The sequence below is a fragment of the Maricaulis sp. genome (genome assembly GCF_048270265.1).
Lineage (GTDB): Bacteria > Pseudomonadota > Alphaproteobacteria > Caulobacterales > Maricaulaceae > Maricaulis.
In genome coordinates this window covers 1-19,627 of sequence record NZ_JBLWTD010000038.1, presented here as the reverse complement: position 1 = coordinate 19,627, position 19,627 = coordinate 1, and the positions used below count along the sequence as shown (strand labels likewise).

The 19,627-nt window shown below is 61.9% G+C and carries 11 protein-coding genes, 1 tRNA gene and 1 pseudogene; all 13 read left to right on the top strand.

Annotated elements, in window-relative coordinates; genetic code table 11:
* Positions 1–149 (top strand): annotated as a pseudogene (gene tuf / locus ACN0YF_RS14195) (elongation factor Tu); the annotation flags it as partial.
* 155 nt (positions 150–304) lie between these two features.
* A complete protein-coding gene (locus ACN0YF_RS14190) occupies positions 305–2,464 on the top strand; it encodes a sulfotransferase (RefSeq protein WP_417494891.1) in 2,160 nt (719 codons plus the stop codon).
* The gene (locus ACN0YF_RS14185) at positions 2,465–4,273 is read left to right on the top strand and encodes a tetratricopeptide repeat protein (RefSeq protein WP_417494890.1); all 1,809 of its coding nucleotides are present in this window, start codon (positions 2,465–2,467) and stop codon (positions 4,271–4,273) included.
* 320 nt (positions 4,274–4,593) lie between these two features.
* The gene (locus tag ACN0YF_RS14180; protein WP_417494889.1) at positions 4,594–7,434 is read left to right on the top strand and encodes a TonB-dependent receptor plug domain-containing protein; all 2,841 of its coding nucleotides are present in this window, start codon (positions 4,594–4,596) and stop codon (positions 7,432–7,434) included.
* A 418-nt stretch (positions 7,435–7,852) separates the two neighbouring features.
* Positions 7,853–7,928: transfer RNA gene (locus ACN0YF_RS14175), tRNA-Trp, on the top strand.
* A gap of 95 nt (positions 7,929–8,023) precedes the next feature.
* Positions 8,024–8,266, top strand: a complete 243-nt coding sequence (gene secE, locus ACN0YF_RS14170; RefSeq protein WP_417483562.1) for a preprotein translocase subunit SecE — start codon at positions 8,024–8,026, stop codon at positions 8,264–8,266.
* An 11-nt stretch (positions 8,267–8,277) separates the two neighbouring features.
* Complete coding sequence (nusG, locus tag ACN0YF_RS14165) at positions 8,278–8,811, top strand: transcription termination/antitermination protein NusG (RefSeq protein WP_417483563.1); 534 nt, start codon at positions 8,278–8,280, stop codon at positions 8,809–8,811.
* Between the two features lie 95 nt (positions 8,812–8,906).
* Positions 8,907–9,335 (top strand): 50S ribosomal protein L11, encoded by a 429-nt coding sequence (gene rplK / locus ACN0YF_RS14160; protein ID WP_417494888.1) that lies wholly within the window; start codon positions 8,907–8,909, stop codon positions 9,333–9,335.
* A gap of 4 nt (positions 9,336–9,339) precedes the next feature.
* A complete protein-coding gene (gene rplA, locus ACN0YF_RS14155; RefSeq protein WP_417494887.1) occupies positions 9,340–10,038 on the top strand; it encodes a 50S ribosomal protein L1 in 699 nt (232 codons plus the stop codon).
* Between the two features lie 307 nt (positions 10,039–10,345).
* Complete coding sequence (rplJ, locus tag ACN0YF_RS14150; protein WP_417494886.1) at positions 10,346–10,861, top strand: 50S ribosomal protein L10; 516 nt, start codon at positions 10,346–10,348, stop codon at positions 10,859–10,861.
* 54 nt (positions 10,862–10,915) lie between these two features.
* Positions 10,916–11,287 carry a 50S ribosomal protein L7/L12 gene (rplL, locus tag ACN0YF_RS14145; protein ID WP_417494885.1) on the top strand — a complete coding sequence of 124 codons (372 nt, stop codon included), beginning with the start codon at positions 10,916–10,918 and terminating at the stop codon, positions 11,285–11,287.
* 209 nt (positions 11,288–11,496) lie between these two features.
* Positions 11,497–15,573, top strand: coding sequence for a DNA-directed RNA polymerase subunit beta (rpoB, locus tag ACN0YF_RS14140; RefSeq protein WP_417494884.1), 4,077 nt, complete (start codon positions 11,497–11,499; stop codon positions 15,571–15,573).
* 65 nt (positions 15,574–15,638) lie between these two features.
* Positions 15,639–19,627, top strand: a 3,989-nt coding sequence (rpoC, locus tag ACN0YF_RS14135) for a DNA-directed RNA polymerase subunit beta' (protein ID WP_417494883.1), incomplete at its 3' end; no start/stop codon positions are given.

Here is a 19,627-nt window from a genome sequence, read left to right as displayed (position 1 = left end):
AAGGGACCGAGATGGTCATGCCTGGCGATAATGTCGAGCTGAACGTCGAACTGATCGTTCCGATCGCGATGGAAGAGAAGCTCCGCTTCGCCATCCGCGAAGGCGGCCGCACCGTTGGTGCCGGCGTCGTTTCGAAAATCGTCGAATAGCCTGACAGACAGTGTCTGAGTGAGAAGGGCGATCCGCGATGCGGGTCGCCCTTTTTGCTGGCGCGCCGGGCGGTCTGCAGGCGGGCATTCACCCCTGTGGCTGAACGCGGTAAGTGTGACGGCTGACACCAGCCGGAAGCGGGGGCCTGACGGGCATGGCAAACACAGCGGATACCGGGCAGGGCGGCGCGATCGCGCGGCTTCTGGAACAGGCCAACCGGCAGCGGCTGAGCGACCAGTTCGATGCGGCGCGGCTGAGCTGTCATGATGTCTTCGCCCTCGATCCGGCCAATGCGGCCGCGATGTGCCTGCTCGGGGTCTGTGACCTGGAGAGCGGCGAGATCGAGGCGGGCCGGGCCTGGCTCGACAAGGCCGAGACCGCCAATCCGGCGCTGCCGCAATTGCATCTCTATCGTTCCGTCCAGTGGGAAATGCTCGGCGATTCCGAGCGGGCGCTGGCATCGGCCACCGAAGCGACCCGGCTGGGCCCGGACATGTTCGACGCCTGGGGCCGGCTCGGAGACCTTGCGGGCCGCACCGGCGATTTCGCCGTCGCGGCGCGGGCACTGCAACGGGCGCTGGAGACGGGACCGGACCATCCGGCCCGGCCACAGATTGCCCTGCGCCTGGCCGGGGCCTGTATCGAATTGTCCGATATTGCCGCCACCGCGCGCGCGCTCGATATCGCTGAACAGACCGGATTGAAGGGGCATCCTGAGGTCTTGCGGCTGCGCACGGCGCTGGCGCGCCAGTCTGGTGACTGGGCGGCAATGGAGCAGCTGGCGAAAAGCTGGGTCGCGGCTGCGCCGGGCGAGCATGAGGCGTTGAGTGCGCAGGCACTGGCGCTGGGGCAGCTGGGTTTCTATGCCCGCGCGGCGCGGATCTATCAGCCTGTTGCCGAGGCCGATCCCGATGTCGCCGACAATTGGGCCGCGCTGGGCCGGCTGGTCCTGGGCGCGCGCGATATTCCTGCCGCCCAGGCCCTGTTCGAGAAGGCGCTGGCGCTTGACCCGCGCAGCGCCGAAGCCGCCTTCGGGCTGGCCCGCGTCCATACCTTCCTCGGCCGTTTCGAGGAGGCCGAGGCGCAATGCCGCCGGGCGCTGGAAATCGATCCGGGCCATCTGGAGGCCTATGGGCAATTGTGTGAGGTCGCTTCCGGGCGCCTCACGGATGAGGAGCTGGAGGCGCTGCAGCTCGGTGTCGAGCAACCCGGCCTGGCCGCCGACCGGCAGGCGATCGGCCTGTTTGCCCTTGGCGATGCCCTGCACCGGCGCAAACAGCCACAGGCCGCTTTCCAGGCCTGGTCGCGCGCCAATGCGACCAAGAAGGTCCAGCATGGCCATGCCGTATCCGGCGGCTATGACCGCGATGCGCAGGCGGCGCGGACGGATGCCTTGATGGCGATGTTCCCGGCCGAAGCTGAATGCGCCGCCCTGCCGGCGATCACCCAGGCGCGGCCGATCTTCATTGTCGGCATGCCACGCTCGGGCACGACCCTGATCGAGGCCGCCATCGCCGCCCATGACGAGGTGACGGCCGGTGGTGAGTTGAGTGCCATGCCCTTTATCCTGGAGGAATTCCTGGCCTGGTCCCGGCGCACCGGCTGGTCCGGTGGCGAAATCCCGGTGATGCAGCGCATGGCCTGGCGCACGCGCTATTTCTCCCAGCATGCCGAAATGGGGCTCGACCAGGCGCAATGGGTCACCGACAAACAGCCCTCCAACTTCCTCGCCGTCGGGCTGATCCGCCAGCTCTTCCCGGAGGCGCCGGTCATTCATATCCGGCGGCGCCCGGTGGAGACGGCCTTCTCGATCTATCGGCGCAATTTCTCGCGGCAATGGCCCTTCGCCCATGATCTTGATGATATTGCCCACTATTATGCCGAGCACGCGCGGCTGTGCGCGCATTGGGAGGCGCATCTGCCGCGGCGCTATACGACGCTGCAATATGAGGCGCTGGTCGCCGATTTCGAGGCGCGGCTTCGTTACGTCATCGCCCGCACCGGGCTGGGCTGGAGCCGGAAATGTCTCGACTTCCACCTGCAGGAACGCTCGGTGATGACGTTCAGCTCGGTCCAGGTGCGCAAGCCCGCCTCGACGGACCATCTCAACTCCACCGCCGCCTATGCCGGGTTCCTGGACGGGTTTGATGACCGCATTGCCGCGCTGGGCGTGGATCCGGTCACCGGCGAATGGACCGGCGATGAAGCGCAGGGCGATGCGGCAGGCGGGACAAAAGCCGGCGCACGGGACGGCAAGCGCGGGCTGGGCGCCATCCTTGGCGGTCTGTTTGGCGGCGGGACGCGAGGCGAGTAGATGGCGGCGAGCCTGCAGGAAATCGTGCAATGGCTGCAACGCGGTGAGGCGGCGCGGGCCGAGGCCGAGCTGAGCGCGATCCTGCAACTCAATCCTGGCGATGTCGAAGCCCTGCACCTGCGGGGCCTGGCGCGCGGCAAGACGGGCGCCTTCGAGGCCGGAATTGCTGATCTGGAAGCGGCGGCGAAGCGCCATCCCCAACCCCATGCCGTGTTGAATAATCTCGGCAATCTTCACCGAAGGTCAGGACGGTCGGATCTGGCCGCATCCTGCTACAGGCGCGCCACCGAGCGCGCACCGGATTTTGCCGATGCCTGGTATAATCTCGGCGTTGCCCTGGGTGAATCCGGCGAGCTCGATGCCGCGGCGGACGCCTACCGGACCGGGCTGCAGCTGCGGCCGGGGCATGCGCCCAGTCTCAATGGCCTGGGCAATCTTGCCGTGAAGCAGGAGCGGTTCGAGGCGGCGCTGGACTGGTTCGACCAGGCCGTGGCGGCGCAGCCGCAGGCGGCCTATGTCCGGGTCAACCGGGGATGCCTCTACCGCACGCTCGGGCGTCTGGATGAGGCCTTGCTCGATCTCGAACTTGCCATCCGGCTGGCGCCGGAATTTGCCGACGCTCACTACCAGCGCGCCAACACGCTGCGCAATCGCGGCCGTCTCGTCGTTGCGCGGCAGGGCTATCTGACGGCGCTGCGATATGCGCCGCTGCGGGCCGATATCCATCGTGACCAGGCGAGCCTGGCCTGGGAAATGGGCGAGGGCGCTGCCGCCACGGCCCTGCTCGACCAGGTGCTGCAGCAGCGCTCCGATGCCGGCCTGCATCTGGTGCGGGCAGAGATCCTGATGCGCTCCGGTCAGCCGGAGGAAGCCGAGCGCGCCGCCGGGCAGGCGCTGGCGCTGGAGCCGGCCAATCTGCAGGCGCTCTCCTTGCGCGGTGAATTGCGCAGCCGGCTGGGCCAGCGCGATGCCGGGCTGGACGATCTGCGCGCGGCCTACCGCGCCGCGGTGGCGGCCAGCAGCGAGAAGGCGGCTGACTTCGCGATTCGTCATCAGCTGGTCGAGGCGCTGTTGCCGGCGGGGGAGGTCGATGATGCGCTCGCCCTGCTCGAGGCCGAACCTCCCGCGGAGCACTTGCAGAAACATGTCGCCTTGCAATCGCTGGCCTGGCGGCTGCAGGGCGATGATCGCTACCGGCGCTTCTATGATTACGACCGCTTTACAGCCAAGCGGATGATCGAGACGCCACCGGGTTATGCCTCGCTGGCAGAGTTCAACGCGGCGCTGGCGGCCGAGATCGAGCGCCTGCACAGCAGCGGGGCGCAGCCGCTTGATCAGACCCTGTTTGGCGGTACCCAGTCGTCCGGGCGGCTCTGGGACCAGGACAGTCCGGTGATCCAGGCGCTTGCCGATGCATTGCAGGCGGCGGCCAGTGCCTTCGTCGCCGGGCTGCCGGACGATCCCGACCACCCCTTCCTGCGGCGCAAGACCGAGGCGCTCAAGCTGACCGGGGCCTGGTCGGTCCGGCTGCGGTCCGGCGGCGGTCATGTTGACCATATCCATCCGGCCGGCTGGATCAGCGCGTCCTACTATGTGGCCGTGCCGGAGAGCGTGATGGATGGCGAGCGTGCCGGCTGGCTTCGTCTCGGCGCATCCGGTGTTGCCGGGCTCGACCTGCCGGCCGAGCGCTATATCCAGCCGGAGCCCGGAGCGGCGATTTTCTTCCCGTCCTATCTCTGGCACGGGGTCGAACCCTTTGTTTCGGACGAGGTTCGCGTGACCGCACCGTTCGACCTGATCCCGGCCTGAGGCATCTGCGCAACGCATGGCAAGGGCTGGAGATTCCCCTGCAGCGTGTGGACGCGCCACAAAAATGCCCCAAATCCGCACCGAATGAGGCAATTGCGCCACACTGCCCCTGAAATGCCCAGCGCACGGCTTCGTGACAGAGGTGTGTCATTGACCCTTTGCGAGCGCCGCGCCTATTTTGGCAGCAAGGCGGGGAATCGTGTGCCCCGTTGAGAGGGGGGAGTCCTGCCTGATGAACATAATTCAGGGTGTGCTTCCCAATTCAGAATCCTTACTCGGAGGGATATAGAGTGAGACGCACTTCTTTGAAGGCTTGCCTGATGGCAAGCACGCTTATTTCCGGCCTGGCTGTAGCGGCCCCGGCAATGGCACAAGACCAGGACGTGGTGACGGTCACCGGTTCGCGCATTCAGCGCACCGATACGATCGCGCCAAGCCCGGTGACGAATGTTTCCGCTGAACAGCTTGCTGTCGTGAACACCGTCAATACCGAAGACTTCATCAACACCCTGCCACAGGTTGTCCCAGCGTTTGACTCCACGTCGAACAACCCGGGCGACGGCACGGCGACGGTCAGCCTTCGTGGCCTCGGCACCACCCGGACCCTGGTCCTGGTTGATGGCCAGCGCTTCGTCGGTTCCAGCGTCAACAACGTTGTTGACCTGAACAACATCCCGGCCGCCATGGTTGCCAGCATCGATATCGTGACCGGTGGTGCTTCCGCTGTGTACGGTTCCGACGCTGTTGCCGGTGTTGTGAACTTCATCATGAAGGACGATTTCGAAGGCGTTGAAATCAACGCTTCGACGGAAACGTCCCTCGGCGATCTCGACGGTACGATCACCAACGTGTCGGTCACCATGGGTGGCAATTTCGACAATGGCCGCGGTAACGCTGTCATCTCGCTGGGCTACACCAACCGTGAAGCGCTCTTCAGCGCCGACCGCGACTTCTCGTCGGTCGTGCTGTGGGATCCAGGTGCAGGCAATGAAGCCGATGGCTGGATCTATGGTGGTTCGTCCAACATTCCGGGTACCCGTATCCGTGGTGGCACGACCAACAGCTTCGGTCTCGACCAGGCTGCCCTGACCGCGTTTGACCCGAATTGCCTGGGCAACTGCTCCGGCTTCCGTGTTGATTCCGGTGGCAATGTCCGTGGTTATCGCTCCGGCGGCAGCCCGAACGACACCTACAACTACGGTCCGACCAACTACCTGCAACTGCCGCAGGAACGCTACAACATCTCGGCGTTCGCAACCTATGAAGTCAATGAGCACCTTGAGTTCTACGGCCGTGGCGTGTTTGCCAACAACGTTGTCGACTCTCAGCTGGCCCCAACGCCTGCTGGCGTGACCCTGACGGTCAACCTCGACAACCCGAACCTGCCAGCCGCTCTGCTGGGCCTGATCGTTGCCGATCCGGGTTCGAACAATGGCGATGGCACCGGTACTGTCCGGATCAGCCGCCGTTTCGAAGAGTTCGGCACGCGTAATTCCCTGCGTGACACGAGCTCCTTCCAGGCTGTGTTCGGTGCCCGTGGCAACCTGAACGCTGACTGGAGCTACGACGCGTTCATGAACTACTCGCGTTCGTCCGTCTCGCAAATCCAGACCGGCAACCTGTCCGTCTCGGCTCTGCAAGCCGGCGTGCTCTGCGATGGCGGCCCGACCGCACTCGCAAGCGGTTGTACTGCAGCTTACGCCGACGTCTTCGGTGGCCCTGGTGCCATGTCGGCCGCTTCGGTTGCTCAGATTGCAAAGACCGGTGCCCAGATCGACACCATGGAGGCCTTCCAGACGATGGCTACCTTGTCCGGTTCGGTTCCGTTCCTGCAGTCGCCAGCAGCTCATGACCCGCTCGCCCTCGTTATGGGTGTCGAGTATCGTGAATCCAGCGCGGACTCCCGTCCTGACTCGGTTCTCGGCCCTGACGTTCGCGGCTTCAACCAGGCGCTCCCAGTTGGCGGTTCTTTCGACGTCTACGAATTCTTCGCAGAAGTCGAAATGCCACTGATCGAAGATCGTCCGATGATCCAGTCTCTGGCCCTGAATGCTGCTTTCCGTTCGTCGGATTACAGCACGGTTGGTCAAACTGAGACGTTCGCAGTCGGCCTCGGCTGGGAACTGAATGATCAGATCCGTCTTCGTGGTAACTTCAACCGCGCTGTTCGTGCACCAAACGTTGGTGACCTGTTCCAGCCACTGGTCAATGGTTTCCCGGGTGCCCAGGATCCATGTGCCGGCGGTGCAAACGGTTCCTACGGCGCAGGAACGATCGATGCCACTTGTACCGCTGCCGGCGTTCCTGCCGCGCAAATCGGTGCAGACTTCCAGGGCAATGCCCAGATGGAAGCCCTGTTCGGTGGCAACCCAGGTCTGGGTTCGGAAACGGCTGATACCTACACCGTCGGTGTGGTTCTGACGCCTGCTGCGATCGAAGGTCTGACTGTCACGCTCGATTACTACAACATCTCGATCGAAGACGTGATCACGACCCTGCCACTCCAGACCCTGCTCGACGAATGCCACCTTTCCGGCATTGCATCGTCCTGTGCGGCTCTGGCCGGAAGCCGTAACCCGGCAACTGGTGAAATGGGTGCCAATGGCTTCCTGCCAGCACTCACCAACATCAACGCCGCCGTCCTCGACTCCGAAGGCGTCGATCTCCGGATCGATTACGGCTTTGATGCAGGTGTGATGGGTCTCCCAGGTGATATGGCTGTCACCTATTATGGCGGCTACACCATCACCTCTGACTTCACCAACTCGGCTACGTCGCCGGTTACCGTTTGCGCCGGCTTCTACGGCCTGAGCTGCGGTGAGCCGACACCTGAGTACAAGCACACGGTGCAAACCTCGTGGTATACGGGTCCGTTCACGACCTCGCTGCGCTGGCGCTACATCGGTGCTGTGGAAGCTGATGCCTCCACTGCTCCATACGTCAGCACGTTCTCCGATCATATCGATGGAACGAGCTACTTTGACGTGACCTTCCAGTACGACATCAACGACACGTTCACCGTGAACCTTGGTGTTACCAACTTCACCGATACCGACGTTCCAGCCATTGGCTCGACGGCTTCGGAACAGGCCAACACCTGGCCTGCAACGTACGAAACACTGGGGCGTCGCCTCTTTGTTGGCGGTACGATGCGCTTCTAATCAACGCGTCAGCGTTTGATGGGGAAAGGGCGGTCCTTCGGGGCCGCCCTTTTTCTTTGTGCGGTCCGCGGGGGCGGGCAGGGGCGGCGCCAGGCGCGTGGCCAGTCCCTCGGGGCAGGGGTGCCGCCCGCAATGCCAGGCGCGGCTGTCTGGCCGTCCACCGGGGCGCCCGGCCGGGCCCGCGGGCAGGGCAGTTGCCGGCCGCGAACACTCATTTGCGGCATTGGCCTGAATCGCGTTCGCACGGCTTGACATCGGGCGCGGGCAGGCCGATACCGCCGCTCTTCTCAGCATGGCATGGGAAGAATGCGCTCGCTTCTGCGTTTTAGCTGTTTTCATATGGCGCCGCAGGATGTAGAGAGCTGCGCTTCGGGTGTGGTGGCGGCGACGTCTCCATGCTAGTTCGCGTGCGCGATATAGGGGTGTAGCTCAGTTGGTAGAGCATCGGTCTCCAAAACCGAGGGTCGTGGGTTCGAGTCCCTCCGCCCCTGCCATGCCGCGCTGACGGAAAATAGTCCTTACCGGGCGATTGAAATGACGGTCCTGACGGGCCAGATGGAAGTTTATGACGCGGAACAGGAACGATAAGGTGCCAGCCAAGCCCAAAAAGGACGGTGCAACCGCCAAGAAGCGCGGTGTCAATCCGTTCCAGTATCTCGCCCAGGTACGTCAGGAAGCCCGCAAGGTGACCTGGACGAGCCGTCAGGAGACGATCGTCTCCACTGTGCTGGTGCTGATATTGAGCACGATCGCAATTCTGTTTTTCTGGATGGTCGACCTCGGCATCCAGTTCACGGTCCAGAGCCTGCTGGCTCTTGGCTCCGGCGCTTAGGAGGAGGCTGTATGTCTGCCAAATGGTATATCGTGCACGCCTATTCGAACTTCGAGAAGAAGGTCGCCGAGGCAATCAGCACAGAAGCCAAAATCCAGGGGCTTGAGGATCGTTTCGAAGAGATTCTCGTCCCGACCGAAGAAGTTGTGGAAGTTCGCAAGGGTCGCAAGATCAATGCCGAGCGCAAGTATTTCCCCGGCTATGTCCTCGTCAAGATGGTCATGTCCGATGATGCCTACCACCTCGTGAAGAATACGCCGAAGGTCACCGGTTTCCTGGGGTCGGGCAACAAGCCGATGCCGGTCACCGAGACCGAAGTGAAGCGCATTCTGGGGCAAATGGTCGAAGACGCCGAGCGTCCGCACCCGACCGTGTCCTACCAGATCGGCGAAACCGTCAATGTCATCGACGGTCACTTTGCCAGCTTCAACGGTGTCGTCGAGGAAGACGACCACGAGAATGGCCGCCTGAAAGTGGCCATCAATATTTTCGGCCGCGCAACGCCGGTCGAGCTCGAATACGGACAAGTCGCCAAAATCGGCTGATCCGTAACATTGCGGGAGGTGCCGGCAGCAAGTCCATGCCGGGCCGTACCGCGAAACCACGGGGCGCCAAGGGCGTCTTTTAAAGGAGTGGGAACATGGCCAAGAAGATTACCGGCTATATCAAGCTGCAAGTGCCTGCCGGGGCAGCCAACCCGTCGCCGCCGATCGGGCCGGCGCTGGGTCAGCGCGGCGTCAACATCATGGAATTCTGTAAGGCCTTCAATGCGAAGACCCAGGAGATGGAAAAAGGGATGCCAATCCCGACGATCATCACCGTGTTTTCCGACAAGTCCTTTACTTTCGTCACCAAATCGCCACCGGCCAGCTTCTTCCTGAAGAAGGCTGCCAAGCTGACCAAGGGCGGCACCACGCCCGGCCTGGCAATTGCCGGTTCCGTTTCAATGTCCCAGTGCCGTGACATTGCCGAACAGAAAATGAAAGACCTCAACGCGAACGACCTCGACCAGGCGACCAAGATCATCGCCGGTTCTGCCCGTTCCATGGGTCTGCAGGTTACGGAGTAGAACGATGGCGAAACTGGGAAAACGTCTGGCTGCTGCCCGCGAAGGTATTTCGCGCGAAGAAGCCTATTCGGTCGACGCCGCTGTGAAGCACGTCAAGGCCAATGCGACCGCCAAGTTCGATGAGACCATCGAAGTGGCGATCAATCTGGGTGTCGATCCGCGCCATGCTGACCAGATGGTCCGCGGCGTCTGCAATCTGCCGCATGGCACCGGACGTACAGTCCGCGTCGCCGTGTTCGCACGTGGCCCGAAGGCTGACGAAGCGACCAAGGCCGGTGCCGATGTCGTTGGTGCCGAGGACCTGATGGAACAGATCCTCGCCGGCAACATCAATTTCGACAAGGTCATCGCGACCCCGGACATGATGCCGATCGTCGGCCGTCTCGGTAAGGTGCTCGGCCCTCGCGGCATGATGCCGAACCCGAAGGTCGGAACCGTCACCATGGACGTGACCAAGGCGATCGAAGCCTCCAAGGGCGGGGCTGTCGAGTTCCGCGCTGAAAAGGCCGGGATCGTGCACGCCGGCGTCGGCAAGGCCAGCTTCACCGAAGCTGCGCTGTCGGAAAATGTCCGCGCTCTCGTGGATGCGGTCATGAAAGCCAAGCCTGTCGGTGCCAAGGGGACTTACCTGCGCCGCATCGGCATCAGCTCGACCATGGGCCCTGGCGTCCGCATCGACTCGAGTGACGCTGTTTCAGCGTAACGGTATTGAAATTCGGTCCGACTGGCTGTAGCCGGTCGGACCATTCGGGTCTCCTCCATGCGTGTTGTGCATGGGTTGGCCCACCTGTCCGAGATCGCAAGGGGTGTGGCGTTCGCGTCCTGCCTTAATCCAGTCCAGGCCTTGTGTGAGACAGAGCGAGATACCTTCGGCCTTGTTCAAGGCCGTCGGTTCGAGCCCTGGGACAGGAAAACGCCGCGGCGTGGCCGCTCCCGTGACGGGAGTTGCCGCATCGGGGCGTCTTCAACGGGTCTCCCATGGTGGGGGACTCAGACTAGGGAGTCCGCATATGGATCGCACGCAAAAAGAAGCATCCGTTGAAGAGCTGAAGAGCATCTTCGCCGGTAGCGGATCCGTGGTCATGGCCCATTATACGGGTATGACTGTTGCGGAAATGACGAACTTGCGCATCAAACTTCGTGAAGTTGGTGGCACGTTCAAGGTGGTGCGTAACCGCCTCGCCAAAATCGCTCTGCAAGGCCAGCCGGGTGAGGGCGCTGCCGATCTGTTTACAGGTCCGGTCGCCGTCGCTTACTCGGAAGACTTTGTTTCGGCGCCGAAGGTCGTGGTCGATTTCGCCAAGTCCAATGAGAAATTCGTCATTCTCGGCGGGTTCATGGAAGAGAATGTGTTCGATGCCGCCGGTATCGCCGCACTCTCCAAAATGCCGTCGCGCGAAGAACTCATCGGTACCATTGCCGCCCGTCTCACGGGTCAAGCCTCTCAGGTGGTCCAGCGTCTCATGGCGCCGGGGCAAGGTCTTGCGGGAGCCGTCGAGGCAATCCGCGAACAAGCCGCCGCATAACGTCATTCTCCGCATTCGAACCGACAAACCAACGTTTTACAAGGAATTGAACAAATGGCTGATGTAGCTAAACTCTGTGACGAACTTTTGGCCCTGACCATTCTGGAAGCCAAAGAACTCAATGATCTTCTCGAAGAAAAAGGCATCAAGGCTGCGGCCGTTGCTGTCTCTGCCGGCCCTGCCGCTGGCGGCGCTGCCGAGGCTGCTGAAGAGCAGACCGAATTCGACGTCATGCTGGTTTCTGCCGGCGACAAGAAGATCAACGTCATCAAGGAAGTCCGCGGTATCACGGGTCTCGGCCTGAAAGAAGCCAAGGACCTCGTTGAGGCCGCACCGAAGGCCGTCAAAGAAGGCGCAAGCAAGGCTGAAGCAGACGATATCAAAGCCAAGCTTGAAGCTGCCGGCGCGACCGTCGAGCTTAAATAATCACGCTCACGCGTGACAGGTACGGTGCTCTCGGGCGCGTGGGGTAATCCTGCGCGTCCGTTAGCCCGTCTTTGAGAATTGGCGTTCCCTCGCTGTCGCTCCAGGGGGAAACGCATAACCGGTCCCGGTGTCTATCGGGATCATGGAGCGGCACGGCGCGGGGATTTCCCCGCATCAGATGCGCAGTGCTGTCTGCGAAGGGAGCCGACATGGGTCTATCGTTCACCGGCAAGAAGCGGATTCGCAAGTCATTCGGTCGTATTCCGGAAACTGTTGCGATGCCGAATCTGATCGAAGTTCAGAAGAGCTCGTATGAGCAGTTTCTGATGAAGGATGTGCGCGCAAGCGAGCGCCCGGACACCGGATTGCAGACCGTTTTCAAATCGGTCTTCCCGGTCAAGGACTTTGCTGATCGCGCCGTGCTCGACTTCGTGTCCTACGAATTCGAAACGCCGAAGTTCGATACTGAAGAATGCCAGCAGCGCGACATGACCTATGCCGCGCCGCTGAAGGTGAAGATGCGTCTCATCGTGTTTGATGTGGACGAGGAAACGGGCGCACGCTCGGTCAAGGACATCAAGGAACAGGATGTCTATATGGGCGATATCCCGCTCATGACCGACAAGGGCACCTTTATCGTTAACGGCACCGAACGCGTGATCGTCTCCCAGATGCACCGCTCGCCGGGCGTCTTCTTCGACCATGACCGTGGCAAGACCCACACCTCCGGCAAATTCCTGTTTGCCGCCCGTATCATTCCTTACCGCGGCTCCTGGCTCGACTTTGAGTTCGACGCCAAGGATGTCGTGCACATGCGTCTCGACCGCCGCCGCAAACTGCCGGCGACGACGCTGCTCTATGCGCTGGGCCTGGACAAGGAAGAGATCCTCGCGACCTTCTACCAGACCATTGCCTACAAGAGCACCAAGAAGGGCTGGACCGTTCCTTACGTGAAGGAAAAATGGCGCGGCGCCAAACCGGCGCGCGATCTGGTTGATGCCAAGACCGGTGATGTCGTTGCCGAAGCCGGCAAGAAAATCTCTGCCCGCGCAGCCAACAAGCTGGCCGAAGAGGGCCTCGAGCTCCTGCTGGTCTCCGACGCCGACATCCTGGGCAGCTATATTGCCGAGGATATGGTCAACACCGAAACCGGCGAGATCTTCGTCGAAGCCGGTGACGAGCTGACCGAAGAAGTGCTGGAAATCCTCAAGACGACCGGCGTCAAGGAACTGAACATCCTTGATATCGATCCCGCGACGGGCATCGGCCCCTACATGCGCAACACTCTGGCCGTCGACAAGAATGACAGCCGTGAGCAGGCGCTGGTGGATATCTACCGGGTCATGCGCCCGGGCGAGCCGCCAACGGCCGATACCGCTGAAGCCATGTTCCAGGGCCTGTTCTTCGATAGCGAGCGCTATGACCTTTCCGCCGTTGGCCGGGTCAAGATGAACATGCGTCTCGACCTCGATGCGCCGGACGATATGCGCACCCTGCGCAAGGAAGACATCCTGGCCGTGCTCAAGACCCTCGTGGGTCTGCGCGATGGCCGCGGTGAAATCGACGATATCGACAATCTCGGCAATCGCCGGGTGCGTTCGGTCGGCGAGCTGATGGAAAACCAGTACCGCATCGGCCTGCTCCGCATGGAGCGCGCGATCAAGGAACGCATGTCTTCGGTCGATATCGAGACCGTCATGCCGCACGATCTCGTCAACGCCAAACCGGCAGCTGCCGCGGTGCGTGAGTTCTTCGGTTCCTCGCAGCTGTCGCAGTTCATGGACCAGACCAACCCGCTCTCCGAAGTGACGCACAAGCGTCGTCTCTCGGCGCTTGGGCCTGGTGGTCTGACCCGTGAGCGTGCCGGCTTCGAAGTCCGCGACGTGCATCCGACCCATTACGGCCGGATCTGCCCGATTGAAACGCCTGAAGGCCCGAATATCGGCCTGATCAACTCGCTGTCGACCTTCGCCCGCGTCAACAAGTACGGCTTCATCGAGAGCCCGTATCGCCGCGTCGAAAACGGCAAGCTGCTCGACCAGGTCGATTATCTCTCGGCCATGCAGGAATCCCGGTACGCGATTGCCCAGGCGAACGCGCATGTGACCGAGAGCGGCATGCTGGACAATGAGTTCGTCAACTGCCGCGTGGCCGGCGACGTGACCCTGGTTCCGCGTGACGAGGTGCATTATATCGACGTGTCGCCGAAGCAGGTCGTTTCGGTCGCTGCGGCGCTGATCCCCTTCCTCGAAAACGATGACGCCAACCGCGCCCTGATGGGCTCGAACATGCAGCGTCAGGCCGTGCCGCTGGTTAAGGCGGAAGCTCCGCTGGTCGGTACCGGCATGGAAGCTGTCGTGGCCCGCGATTCCGGGGCTGCCGTCGCGGCGCGCCGGACCGGTGTGGTCGAGCAGGTCGATGCCACGCGTATCGTTATCCGGGCAACCGAGGATCTCGATGCTGCCAAGTCGGGCGTCGACATCTATCGTCTGTCCAAGTTCCAGCGTTCCAACCAGTCGACCTGTATCAACCAGCGCCCGATCGTGCGTGTGGGCGATGAAGTGATCACCGGCGATATCATCGCTGACGGTCCGTCGACGGATCTGGGTGAACTGGCGCTCGGCCGCAATGTGGTCGTCGCCTTCATGCCCTGGAATGGCTACAACTTCGAGGATTCGATCCTGATCTCCGAGCGCATCGTGCGCGACGACGTCTTCACCTCGATCCACCTGGAAGAGTTTGAGGTCGCAGCTCGCGATACCAAGCTCGGGCCGGAAGAAATCACGCGTGACATTCCCAATGTCGGCGAGGAAGCCCTGCGCAATCTCGACGAAGCCGGTATTGTTGCCGTTGGTGCTGAAGTGGCCGCTGGCGATATCCTCGTCGGCAAGGTGACCCCGAAGGGCGAAAGCCCGATGACGCCGGAAGAAAAGCTTCTGCGCGCCATCTTCGGTGAAAAGGCGTCCGACGTTCGTGACACCTCCCTGCGCATGCCATCGGGTGCCACCGGCACCGTGGTGGAAGTGCGGGTCTTCAACCGTCACGGTGTCGACAAGGATGAGCGCGCGATCTCGATCGAGCGTGAAGAGATCGAACGTCTCGGCACCGACCGTGATGACGAGCTCACCATTCTCGAGCGCAATATCTATCAGCGCTTTGGCGATCTGCTGGTTGGCAAGACGGCGGTCTCCGGACCGCGCGGCTTCGCCAAGGGCAAGATCACCCAGGAAGCCCTCGACGAGACCCCGCGCTCCCAGTGGTGGCGTATCGGTCTCGATGACGAGAAGGCGATGGCGGAAGTCGAAGCGCTGCAAAAGCAGTTCGACGACAGCCGGGCTCGCCTGGACCGTCGCTTCGAGGACAAGGTCGACAAGCTTCAGCGTGGCGATGAAATGCCGCCGGGCGTGATGAAGATGGTCAAGGTGTTTGTTGCCGTGAAGCGCAAGCTTCAGCCTGGTGACAAGATGGCCGGCCGTCACGGCAACAAGGGTGTCATCTCCAAGATCAACCCGATCGAGGACATGCCCTTCCTGGAAAACGGTGACGCGGTCGATATCGTGCTCAACCCGCTTGGCGTGCCAAGCCGGATGAATGTCGGTCAGATCCTGGAAACCCACCTTGGCTGGGCCAGCCGTGGCCTGGGCGCCCAGATCGGCGAAGCCTATGAGGCCTACAAGCGTGACGGCAAGATCGAAGCGCTCAAGGACGAACTCAAGCGGGCCTATGGCGATGATGCCGAACTGCCAGAGACCGATGAAGGCATTGCCGAGCTGAGCCAGAATCTCAAGCTGGGCGTTCCCTTCGCAACGCCGGTCTTTGACGGTGCCCGTGAGGCGGATGTGACGGACATGCTGGTCAAGGCGGGTCTCGATCCGTCCGGTCAGGTGACGCTGCATGACGGCCGTACCGGTGAGCGTTTCCGCCGCAAGGTGACTGTGGGCGTCAAACACCTGCTGAAACTGCACCACCTGGTCGACGACAAGATCCACGCCCGTTCCATCGGGCCGTACAGCCTGGTGACTCAGCAGCCGCTGGGCGGCAAGGCCCAGTTCGGCGGCCAGCGCTTCGGCGAGATGGAAGTGTGGGCACTGGAAGCGTACGGCGCGGCCTATACGCTGCAGGAAATGCTGACGGTGAAGTCGGATGACGTGGCAGGCCGGACCAAGGTCTATGAAGCCATTGTCCGCGGCGACGACACGTTCGAAGCCGGCATTCCCGAAAGCTTCAACGTGCTGGTCAAGGAAATGCGTTCGCTTGGCCTGAACGTCGAACTGAAGAACGGCTAAGGCTGCAATCTATACGCGGGGCGGGCTCTGGGCCCGTCCCGTTTACCCTTTTGGGAGACGCCGACATGAACCATGATGTCATGAACATCTTCAATCCGGCAGCCGAAGGCCCCGCCTTCGACCGGATCCGGATTGCACTCGCCAGCCCGGAGAAAATCCACTCCTGGTCCTTTGGCGAAGTCAAAAAGCCGGAAACCATCAATTACCGGACCTTCAAGCCGGAGCGCGACGGCCTGTTCTGCGCCCGCATCTTCGGGCCCGTGAAGGATTACGAGTGCCTGTGCGGCAAGTACAAGCGCATCAAGTACAAAGGTATCGTCTGCGAGAAGTGCGGCGTTGAAGTGACCCTGGCGCGCGTCCGGCGTGAGCGCATGGGCCATATCGAGCTGGCTGCACCCGTGGCGCATATCTGGTTCCTGAAATCCCTGCCATCGCGGATATCGATGATCCTCGACATGGCGCTGAAGGATGTCGAGCGCGTTCTCTACTTCGAGAACTATGTCGTCATCGAGCCCGGCCTGACTCCGCTCCAGCCCTTCCAGCTTCTTTCCGAAGAAGAATACATGGAAGCCCAGGACGAGTATGGCGAGGATGCCTTCACTGCCGGTATCGGCGCCGAAGCCGTGCGCGAAATCCTGATCAATATGGACCTGGCTGCCGAATGCGAAAAAGTTCGCGTCGACATGAAGGAAACCGGTTCCGAGCTGAAGCTCAAGAAGTACGCCAAACGCCTCAAGCTGATGGAAAGCTTCATGACCTCCGGCAATCGTCCCGAGTGGATGATCATGACCGTGATCCCCGTCATCCCGCCAGAGCTGCGCCCGCTGGTGCCTCTGGATGGTGGCCGTTTCGCGACCTCGGATCTGAACGATCTCTACCGCCGCGTCATCAACCGTAACAACCGCCTCAAGCGCCTCATCGAGCTGCGCGCGCCGGACATCATCATCCGCAATGAAAAGCGGATGCTGCAGGAATCCGTCGACGCCCTGTTCGACAATGGCCGTCGCGGCCGGGTCATCACCGGCGCCAACAAGCGCCCGCTGAAATCCCTGTCCGACATGCTGAAGGGCAAGCAGGGGCGTTTCCGCCAGAATCTGCTCGGCAAGCGCGTCGACTATTCCGGCCGTTCGGTCATCGTGGTTGGTCCTGACCTCAAGCTGCACCAGTGCGGCCTGCCGAAGAAGATGGCGCTCGAGCTGTTCAAGCCCTTCATCTATGCGCGTCTCGACGCCAAGGGTCTGTCCGGCACGGTCAAGCAATCGAAGAAACTGGTCGAGAAAGAACGTCCGGAAGTCTGGGACGTGCTCGACGAGGTCATTCGCGAACACCCGGTCATGCTCAACCGTGCACCGACCCTGCACCGTCTCGGCATCCAGGCGTTTGAACCGAAGCTGATCGAGGGCAAGGCCATCCAGCTTCACCCGCTGGTCTGCGCCGCCTTCAACGCCGACTTCGACGGTGACCAGATGGCTGTTCACGTGCCGCTCTCGCTGGAAGCCCAGCTCGAAGCGCGCACGCTGATGATGTCGACCAACAACATCCTCTCGCCCGCCAATGGCAAGCCGATCATCGTGCCGTCGCAGGATATCGTTCTGGGTCTGTACTATCTGTCGATCGCCAATGACGCCGAGCCGGGTGAGGGCATGGCCTTCGCGACCCGCGCCGAAATGGAAGCGGCGCTCGACGCCGGTTTCGTGACCTTGCACTCCAAGATCAAGGCGCGCTGGGAAGGCATTGATGCCGACGGCAATGAAGTGACCCGCGTGATCGAAACCACGCCGGGCCGCAAGATGGTCATCGACCTTCTGCCCAAGCACGAGAAGATGCAGCCGGACCTGCTCGGTGAGATCCTCACCAAGAAGGCGATCGGTGCACTGATCGACCACGTCTATCGCCACTGTGGCCAGAAGGCGACGGTCATCTTCTGCGACCAGATCATGGCCCTTGGCTTCAAGGAAGCTGCGCGCGCCGGTATCTCCTTCGGCAAGGACGACATGCTCGTTCCCGACGCCAAGGCGACGCTGGTCGGCAATACCCGCAAGCTGGTCTCCGACTACGAGCAGCAATATGTCGACGGTCTGATCACCAAGGGTGAGAAGTACAACAAGGTCGTTGACGCCTGGGCGAAATGTACCGACGCCGTCGCCGATGCGATGATGGACGAGATCTCCAAGACCTATGTCGGCGAAGATGGCCGCACCTCGGAAGTCAACTCCGTCTACATGATGGCCCACTCCGGTGCCCGTGGTTCTAAGAACCAGATGAAACAGCTCGCCGGTATGCGTGGTCTGATGGCCAAGCCGTCGGGTGAGATCATCGAGACGCCGATCATCTCGAACTTCAAGGAAGGCCTGACCGTCCTTGAATACTTCAACTCCACCCACGGTGCCCGTAAGGGTCTGGCCGATACCGCACTGAAGACGGCAAACTCGGGTTACCTGACCCGCCGTCTGGTCGATGTCGCCCAGGATTGTATCGTCACGGAAGAAGATTGCGGCACGTCGCAGGGCTTCCAGATCGATGCCGTTGTCGATGGCGGCGATATCGTCGTCTCCCTCGAGCAGCGCATCCTCGGCCGCACCACGGCCGAAGCGGTCATCCATCCGGTGACCGGCGAGACGATCTGCCCGGCCGACAGCTATGTCGATGAAGACCTCGCGGTCGAGATCGACACGGCCGGCGTCCAGAGCGTGTTCGCGCGCTCGCCGCTGACCTGTGAAACCCGTGTCGGCGTCTGCGCCACCTGTTACGGCCGTGACCTGGCTCGCGGCACGCGCGTCAATATCGGTGAGGCCGTCGGCGTCATCGCGGCGCAGTCGATCGGTGAGCCTGGTACCCAGCTGACGATGCGGACCTTCCACATCGGTGGTACGGCCCAGGTGTCCGAGCAGTCCTTCATCGAAGCGACGCACCCGGGCAAGGTCGTGTTCAAGAACACGGCTATCGTGGCCAATGCGGAAGGCGATCTGATCGTCATGAGCCGCAACATGCAGGTCGCGATCGCTGATACCGAAGGCAAGGAACGTGAATCCTACAAGCTGACCTACGGCACCAAGCTGAAGGTCAAGGAAGGCGACAAGGCCGAACGTGGCCAGCGTCTCGCCGAGTGGGATCCATATACCGCGCCGATCGTGTCGGAAGTGGGCGGTACCGTCCGTCTCGTCGACATCGCTGAAGGCGTTTCGGTCAAGGAAGAAACCGACGAAGCCACCGGTATCGCCTCCAAGGTGATCATCGACTGGCGCGGCAGTGCCAAGGCCAATGCGCTGCAGCCTGCCATCGTCATCCAGGACGAGGCCGGCGAGCCGATCAAGCTGCCGACGGGTTCGATGGCCAGCTATATGCTCGCTGTCGGCGCCATTCTCTCGGTCAATTCCGGCGATACGGTTCGCCCGGGTGACATCGTCGCCCGGATCCCGACCGAAGGTGCCAAGACGCGCGACATCACCGGCGGTCTGCCGCGGGTTGCCGAGCTGTTCGAAGCCCGCCGTCCGAAGGATCACGCGGTCATCGCCGAAATCAGTGGCCGGGTCGAGTTCGGCCGCGACTACAAGAACAAACGCCGTATCGCGATCGTTCCGGAAGCGGAAGATCAGGAGAAGGTCGAATACCTGGTGCCCAAGGGCAAGCACCTCACGGTCCAGGAAAACGATTTCATCCAGAAGGGCGAGTATCTGCTCGACGGTCACCCGGCGCCGCACGATATCCTGGCCATCCTGGGCGTCTCCGCGCTGGCTGAATACCTGATCGACGAGATCCAGGAAGTCTATCGTCTGCAGGGCGTGCCGATTAATGACAAGCACATCGAGGTCATTGTCCGGCAGATGCTGCAGAAGATCGAAGTCAAGGATCCGGGCGACAGTGCCTATCTGGCGGCGGAACAGGTCGACAAGATCGAGTTCATCGAGACCAATGAACGTCTCGAGGCCGAGGGCAAGCGTATGGCCACCGGTGAGCCCGTCCTGCTCGGTATCACCAAGGCGTCGCTCCAGACCCGCTCCTTCATCTCGGCAGCCTCCTTCCAGGAGACCACCCGCGTCCTCACCGAGGCGCG